At 71.2% G+C, this 6152-nt stretch carries 7 protein-coding genes and 1 pseudogene; 3 read left to right on the forward strand and 5 right to left on the reverse strand.

What is annotated here, in order from left to right; all coding sequences use genetic code 11:
* Both BEP24_RS15575 and BEP24_RS15580 read right to left on the reverse strand, forming a co-directional pair.
* Positions 1-314, reverse strand: a pseudogene (locus tag BEP24_RS15575) (hypothetical protein); the annotation flags it as partial.
* A gap of 114 nt (positions 315-428) precedes the next feature.
* Positions 429-1226: an SDR family oxidoreductase gene (locus tag BEP24_RS15580; protein WP_065964970.1), complete on the reverse strand. Its 798-nt coding sequence runs from the start codon at positions 1224-1226 to the stop codon at positions 429-431.
* 110 nt (positions 1227-1336) lie between these two features.
* On the opposite strand from BEP24_RS15580, the gene BEP24_RS15585 reads away from it, so the two are divergent.
* Positions 1337-2380, forward strand: coding sequence for an NAD(P)-dependent alcohol dehydrogenase (locus tag BEP24_RS15585; RefSeq protein WP_065964975.1), 1044 nt, complete (start codon positions 1337-1339; stop codon positions 2378-2380).
* Between the two features lie 86 nt (positions 2381-2466).
* Here the strand turns inward: BEP24_RS15585 and BEP24_RS15590 are convergent, their stop codons facing one another.
* From BEP24_RS15590 to BEP24_RS17240, 3 genes are all read right to left on the reverse strand, one after another.
* A complete protein-coding gene (locus BEP24_RS15590) occupies positions 2467-3978 on the reverse strand; it encodes a hypothetical protein (protein WP_141693487.1) in 1512 nt (503 codons plus the stop codon).
* The gene (locus BEP24_RS15595) at positions 3971-4390 is read right to left on the reverse strand and encodes a hypothetical protein (RefSeq protein ID WP_139266440.1); all 420 of its coding nucleotides are present in this window, start codon (positions 4388-4390) and stop codon (positions 3971-3973) included. Before BEP24_RS15595 ends, BEP24_RS15590 begins: the two co-directional genes overlap by 8 nt.
* Positions 4391-4701: 311 nt before the next feature.
* Positions 4702-4920 carry a hypothetical protein gene (locus BEP24_RS17240; protein ID WP_139197600.1) on the reverse strand — a complete coding sequence of 73 codons (219 nt, stop codon included), beginning with the start codon at positions 4918-4920 and terminating at the stop codon, positions 4702-4704.
* Positions 4921-5322: 402 nt separating this feature from the next.
* Between BEP24_RS17240 and BEP24_RS15600 the strand changes: the two genes are divergently transcribed.
* Positions 5323-5877 carry a hypothetical protein gene (locus BEP24_RS15600; RefSeq protein WP_141693488.1) on the forward strand — a complete coding sequence of 185 codons (555 nt, stop codon included), beginning with the start codon at positions 5323-5325 and terminating at the stop codon, positions 5875-5877.
* A gap of 46 nt (positions 5878-5923) precedes the next feature.
* Positions 5924-6152, forward strand: a 229-nt coding sequence (locus tag BEP24_RS15605; protein ID WP_065961096.1) for an IS3 family transposase, incomplete at its 3' end; no start/stop codon positions are given.

Consider the following 6152-nt stretch of genomic DNA (forward strand, 5'->3'; position numbering starts at 1 on the left):
TCGTGTTCCTCGTCGCGTTCGTGCTCATCGAGCTGCGCGTCGCCGCGCCGCTGCTGCCGCTGCGCGTCGTGCTCGACCGGAACCGCGGCGGCGCCCTCGTCGTCCAGACCTGCGCCGGTGCGCGGCACGGTCTTGACGAGCACGGGGATGACCGCTCCGATGGCGAGCGCGAGCGGCAGTGTCGCGACGCCGGAGACGAGCGGCGCGAAGCCGAGGACCTGCTGCAGGTGGAAGGTCACGTAGAGCGTCACGGTCGCCATCACCACGGCTGCGCCGAGGAACACCCGGCGGTGCGTGGTCGGCGACCTGCGCACCGGGCGCACCACGGGCCTCCAGGCCGTCACCGCGGTCGCGTCCTGCCGCGATCCTGTCGCGTGGGACGCGGACCCGATCCGCTGGCCGACCGACGGCTCGGCCGCGGGCCGCCGTCAGGGCAGGATCGCGTCGACGTACCCGCCGTCCGCGCGGACCGCACCGCCCGTCGTCGCCGAGGCCAGCGGCGACGCGAGGTACGTCACCATGTGCGCCACCTCCTCCGGCTCGAGCAGACGCTCGACCAGCGACTGCGGACGGTGCTGCCGCATGAACTGCCGCTGCGCCTCGTCCCAGGGCAGGTCCTCGCCGACCATCTCGGCGACGAAGTCCTCGACGCCGCCCGTGTGCGTCGGGCCCGCGAGCACGGTGTTGACGGTGACGCCGGACCCCTTGACGGCCTTCGCGAAACCGCGGGACACCGCGAGCAGCGCGGTCTTCGTCATGCCGTAGTGGATCATCTCGGCGGGGGTCACGACCGCCGAGTCGCTCGCGATCGAGACCACGCGGCCCCACCCCTGCTCGGTCATGCCCGGCAGGTAGGCGCGCATCAGCCGGACCGCCGCGAGGACGTTCACCTCGAAGTAGCGTCGCCACTCGTCGTCGGTGATCGCGAAGGGGTCCTCGCTGCCGAAGATGCCGAGGTTGTTCACGAGCACGTCCAGGCGCGGGAACCGGTCGAGGACCGTGGCGGCGCCCTCGGCGGTGGCCAGGTCGGCGGCGACGCCGTGCACCTGCGCTCCCGGCACCTGCTCGCGCACGGCGTCGACCGCCTGCGTGACGCGGTCCTCGCTCCGTCCGTTCACGACCACGGTCGCGCCGGCCCGGGCGAGGTCGACGGCGATGGCGAGACCGATCCCCTGCGTGGAGCCGGTCACGAGGGCGGTGCGGTGGTCGAGGTCGATGCTGGTCATGTCCAGCACGGTAGCCGCCGGGCGGACGGGATGGTCCACTGCGTAGGCTGTGGGCAACACCTGTCGTTCAGGACGACGGGAACCCGCAGGCAAGTCGAAGGAGAACGCCGATGCGCGCCGTGATGTTCGAGCAGTACCAGACCTTCCCGTCCCTCACCGAGGTCGAGAAGCCGGTCCCCGGTCCCGGGGAGGTGCTGCTCAAGGTCGCCGGAGCCGGCGCGTGCCACTCCGACGTCGCCGTGTACCGCGAGTTCCGCGAGGGCCAGCCCGGTGCGCAGGCACCCGGCTTCGTGCTCGGCCACGAGAGCTCCGGCTGGGTGGAGGCCGTCGGCGAGGGCGTCACCGGGTTCACCCCCGGGGAGGCCCACCTCGTCTACGGCCCCGTCGGCTGCGGGCACTGCTCGTACTGCTCGAAGGGGCAGGACACCTACTGCGAGAACGCCGCGACCAACCCCTACGCCGCGATCGGCCTCGGGCGCGACGGCGGCATGGCGGAGTACGTCACCGTGCCGGCGCGGAACCTCGTCCCGCTCGGGGACGCCGACCCCGTCGCCGCGGCACCCCTCGCCGACGCGGCACTCACGCCGTACCACGCGATCAAGGGCGCCCTCCCGGCCCTCGCCGGCGGCGGCAAGTACGCCCTGGTCGTCGGGCTCGGCGGCCTGGGCCAGATCGCGGTGCAGATCCTCACCGCGCTCACGGGCGCCACCGTCATCGCGACCGACGCCAAGCCGGAGGCGATGGAGCGCGCAGCAGCGCGTGGCGCGCTCACCGTGCCCGCCGGTCCGGACCAGGCAGCGGCCATCCGCGAGCTCACCGGGGGCAAGGGCGTCGACGCGGCCTTCGACTTCGTCGGGGTCACGCCCACCATCGCCACGGCACAGGCCTCGATGGCGATCGGCGGTCGCCTGGTCGTCGTGGGCATCGCGGGCGGGACCGTCGAGTGGAACTTCTTCTCGACGCCGTACGAGTCGACGATCACGAACACCTACTGGGGCACGATCGAGGACCTGCACGATGTCGTCGCCATGTACCGCGCCGGCCAGATCGAGCCGGACGTCGAGCGGTTCTCGCTCGACGACGCGCTCGAGGCGTACCGGAAGCTCGAAACCGGGGAACTCTCCGGGCGCGCGGTCGTCGTCCCCACGATGTGACGGGGTAGGCCGACCCCGGCGTTCCGGGGTCGGCCCGTGGATGTGCGTCCGTCCGGGCGGCGGTCAGCCGTTCCAGGCGTTGCCCGTCAGCCGTTCCAGGCTTCGCGGACCGCCTCGGCCAGCCGTACCCGGGCGTCGTCGTCGGTGGCGACCGCTCGCGGCCGGTCGATGGTGAGCCTGCCGTCGCGGAGCCTGAGCTGCGCGGTCTGCAGCTGGAGCTGACCGGCGATGCCGACCTGCACCGTGGTGCCGTCGGGGAGCACCGGCCGCACCGCCTGTACGAACGCGGGGACGTCGTCGATGCGCTGCAGGGTCGCGGAGATCGACGCGTTCGTGGTGGTCGTCGGACTCGTCGGCGTCGACGGGGACGGGCCGTCCGACGGGTCCGCGCCGAAGAAGGACGCCCGCGCGGGCAGGAAGGCGGTGAGGCTCCGGGCGACCGCCGCGGACGCACCGAGGCGATCGGCGGAGCCCTGCACGAGGAGCCCTTGGTGGTCCCCTGCGGCCGCCGCTGCCGACGACCCGACCGACAGCGTCCGCACGGGTGCGACCGGCGACGCCGCGGCGAGCGCCTCGGCCGCCACGAGCGCCGTGTCGACGTCGGCGGCGGTGACGGTGACCCCGGTGCGGGTGAGCTCGACCGCGGTGACCCCGGGACGTGCCGCAACACGGGCGAGCCGATCGGCCTCGGCGTACGTCCCGGCGTCCGGTCGTTCGTCGACGTCGTCACCCGGGTCGCGCTTCGTGACGACCCCGCCGTCCACGATCGCCGCGGCGTCCGGCGCTGCCCGCTCCAGCACGGCGGTCACGTCGGGCACGTCGGCCAGGTCCGCGATGTGGACGTGCACGAGTCCCCGGCGGACGGTGGCAGCGGTCAGCCGGTGCGCAGCGGCCACCTGTCCGAGGGCTGCGACCTCGGTCGCGGGATCGCCCGCCGAGTCCGTGATGGACCAGTCCGGTTCCCGCCGTCCGGTGGTGTCACGTGCCGGGTCGTTCCAGGCGCTCGCGGTCGCGGTGACGTCGTCCCACCCGGACCCGTCGGCGGCCGCCCGCACCGCCGTCCACCCGGTGACGAGGTCGGCGGGGTCCGCCACCTGCAGGTCGAGTGAGCGGACCTCGCCACGGACGGACAGCACCGCGCCGAGCCAGCGGTCGTCACCACGGAGCCCGTCCACGACCTCGAGCACCCGCGCGTTCGCCGGCTTCGTCGGTTGAACGGTGAAGACGAAGCCGTCCGCCTCGACGTCGGCGGAGTAGGTGACGCTGCCGCGGTGGTCGGCGATCCACTGTCGGACGGCGTCGGTGACCCGCTGCAGTCGGTCGTCCGACAGGCCGTCGTCGGTGACGACCGTCGCGGTCGTGGTCCCGGCGAACGGTAGATCGTTCGAGCCGTCCGCACGGACCGTCGCGACACCGTCGATCCGCGCGAGCTCGTCGCGGGCGGCGTCGGCACCGGCCGAGCCAGCGTCGACGTGGCCCGTGCAGCTCGTGAGCAGGAGCGTGGCAGCGGCGAGCAGTGCGGCGACCGCAGTCGTCCGGGTGGTGGTCGAGCGCACGGAGCCTCCGTCGGGGCGTGCCGCCGACGACGGCTCAGTCATGGACGTAGCGGTAGGTCGGCTCCGGTCGATCGAGACTGCCGACCCAGAACCCGAGTACAGCACCCTCGCGGTACCCCGTGCTGACGCGGCGGTCGTCGGTGGCCAGCCGGACCGCGTGCGGATCCCCGTCGGCGAGACGCCACGTCCCGGTGAACGACACCGGCGCGGAGCGGTCGGCACACTCCGGGAGGCCCGACCACGGGGCGTCGACGTCGCAGGCGATGTCGTACGGCATGTCCACCACCGCGAGGGAGCCGTCCTCGTGCAGCACCATCCGGCTCGACGGGTCCGAGGACAGTGTCCACGAACCGACCGGGTCGACCGGTGGCGTCGTGGACACGGACGAGCAGCCGGTCGTCGCTGCGAGGGTCACCGCGGCGAGCACCGCGGCCACCGGCAGTCGGTCGTGCATCGTGCCCCCTCCCCCTGTGCACCGCTGCGAGCCGGACGGTCGCGTCCCCCGTAGCCCCTTCGTCCAGCCAACCAGATCGACGGCACACAGTGCTCACGGCAGAAAGCCACGAGTGTGTCGAGCCGTCCACGCGGGTCCGCCCGACCTTGACCCGAGATGGAGCCGTCGTTCCCTGTGCGGCGGGATCGGTCCGACCGCATTCCCACCTCTTGCACGCGAGGTACGGGACTTGGTGGGGACAGGAACGACACCTGGACAAGCGACGGCACCAGCGGCGACTTCGCCCCTCGCCACCAGCGCCCCGCAAGCGCTCAGCCGCAGAGCACGCTCATGACGAGTTCGATCGGGATACCCGCAGCGTCTGCGAGCTTGTGCGCAGAAAGATGCGCGCCAGCGAGCCGGATGGCTTCGTTGCGAAGTTCGAGAATCTCTGCGTGGTCTTGTCCTGCGATGAAGTTCGCTATGCGGTGCAAGGCTCCGACGGTTGCCGCCAGCGCAGGGCCGTCATCCGGAGCGAGGGATGGTGGCATCGGTCAAGCGTGGGGGTTTCGAGTCAGCGTCGCGACGAACAGCCCCCGGGTCGCCCTCCGCAGCAGCAACATGGGGCCGACGACCACGACGATGTGCGCAATGGCGAACGGCGTCGCTCCGGTGCTCTGCGACTGCGCCGGAGCGCCGGCAGGATACGCAGACGGGAAGCGGAAGGCGAGGCTGAATCTCAGTAGCGCCGTGCGGCCCTGTCCGTTTCGACTCGTGGTAGGTCCTGACACGTTCCCCCTCGTCAGCGAATCTGCCGTCGGCAGGCAGAGCGACCTCAACCTAACTTCTCTAGAACCACTTGTCTACGGCCCAGAGGTTGACGCGGTCTCCTGCGGCTCGGCCGAATACTCGCTCTGCACGGGGATCTCCCGCCGAGCGAACAGGAGTTTCAGATGGCTTTGACCAAACGTTGGGGGCGCTTTGAAGCGACGGCAGCAACGATGTGCACCGTCGTCGGCCTGACGCTCGTTCCCGCTGTATCAGCCTCCGCGACGAGCGATGATGCCGCGATCACAGCTCACATGAGCGACTGGTACGCCGCGCGCGGCGTCCCAGAGGCAACCTACGGCCCGCTCATCGACCGGTTCCTCGATGGCGGGATGATGGATTCGATGCGCGAAGGCCAGTCTCCGGCCTCGGTGAAGGTCCTCCAACGCGACGGATTCACGGTGACGCAGTACGTCTTCGCGGACGGTTCGATCTCCGAAACGGAGATGCAGAACCCGAACGCCGGTGGCGGGGCCGGCATCTCCCGACGAGCCGTGACCCCGCAGTCGGTGGGTCAGTGCGCGAGCACCACACCGAGTCACTACGACACTCGGTACAACAACTGTGTCGTCGCCGCGGACAACAGCTTCTTGCAAGTCGCCTTCCATGCCACGTACGACATCGTGCAGGGAGACAACAACGATCTGATCAACGAAGGGGACTGCTGCAGGTTCGGTTGACTCCTGAGAGGTAGGGGCATTGGCTCCTGCTGGAAGGATGTGCGCCATGGTGAAGGCGTATCCGGAAGAGTTCCGCCGTGACGTGATCGCGGTCGCCCGGAAGGGCGAGACGTCAGTGCGGCAGGTCGCGAAGGACTTCGGCGTCTCCGAGTCCTGCCTGGCCCGCTGGTTGCGCCTCGCGGACCGTGACGACGGCATCGGGGTCGCAGAGCCGCCGTCGCTGAAAGCGGTGGAGCAAGCCGAGCTGCGGGAGGCGCAGAAACGGATCCGGCTGC

The organism is Curtobacterium sp. UCD-KPL2560 (assembly GCF_001705035.1).
GTDB lineage: Bacteria > Actinomycetota > Actinomycetes > Actinomycetales > Microbacteriaceae > Curtobacterium.

Bases quoted from the DNA above. Each gene is read 5' to 3' on its own strand.
- BEP24_RS15600 (WP_141693488.1), top strand. From the start codon at position 5,323: ATGGCTTTGACCAAACGTTGGGGGCGCTTTGAAGCGACGGCAGCAACG.
- BEP24_RS15585 (WP_065964975.1), top strand. From the start codon at position 1,337: ATGCGCGCCGTGATGTTCGAGCAGTACCAGACCTTCCCGTCCCTCACC.
- BEP24_RS15595 (WP_139266440.1), bottom strand. From the start codon at position 4,390: ATGCACGACCGACTGCCGGTGGCCGCGGTGCTCGCCGCGGTGACCCTC.
- BEP24_RS15590 (WP_141693487.1), bottom strand. From the start codon at position 3,978: ATGACTGAGCCGTCGTCGGCGGCACGCCCCGACGGAGGCTCCGTGCGC.
- BEP24_RS17240 (WP_139197600.1), bottom strand. From the start codon at position 4,920: ATGCCACCATCCCTCGCTCCGGATGACGGCCCTGCGCTGGCGGCAACC.
- BEP24_RS15580 (WP_065964970.1), bottom strand. From the start codon at position 1,226: ATGACCAGCATCGACCTCGACCACCGCACCGCCCTCGTGACCGGCTCC.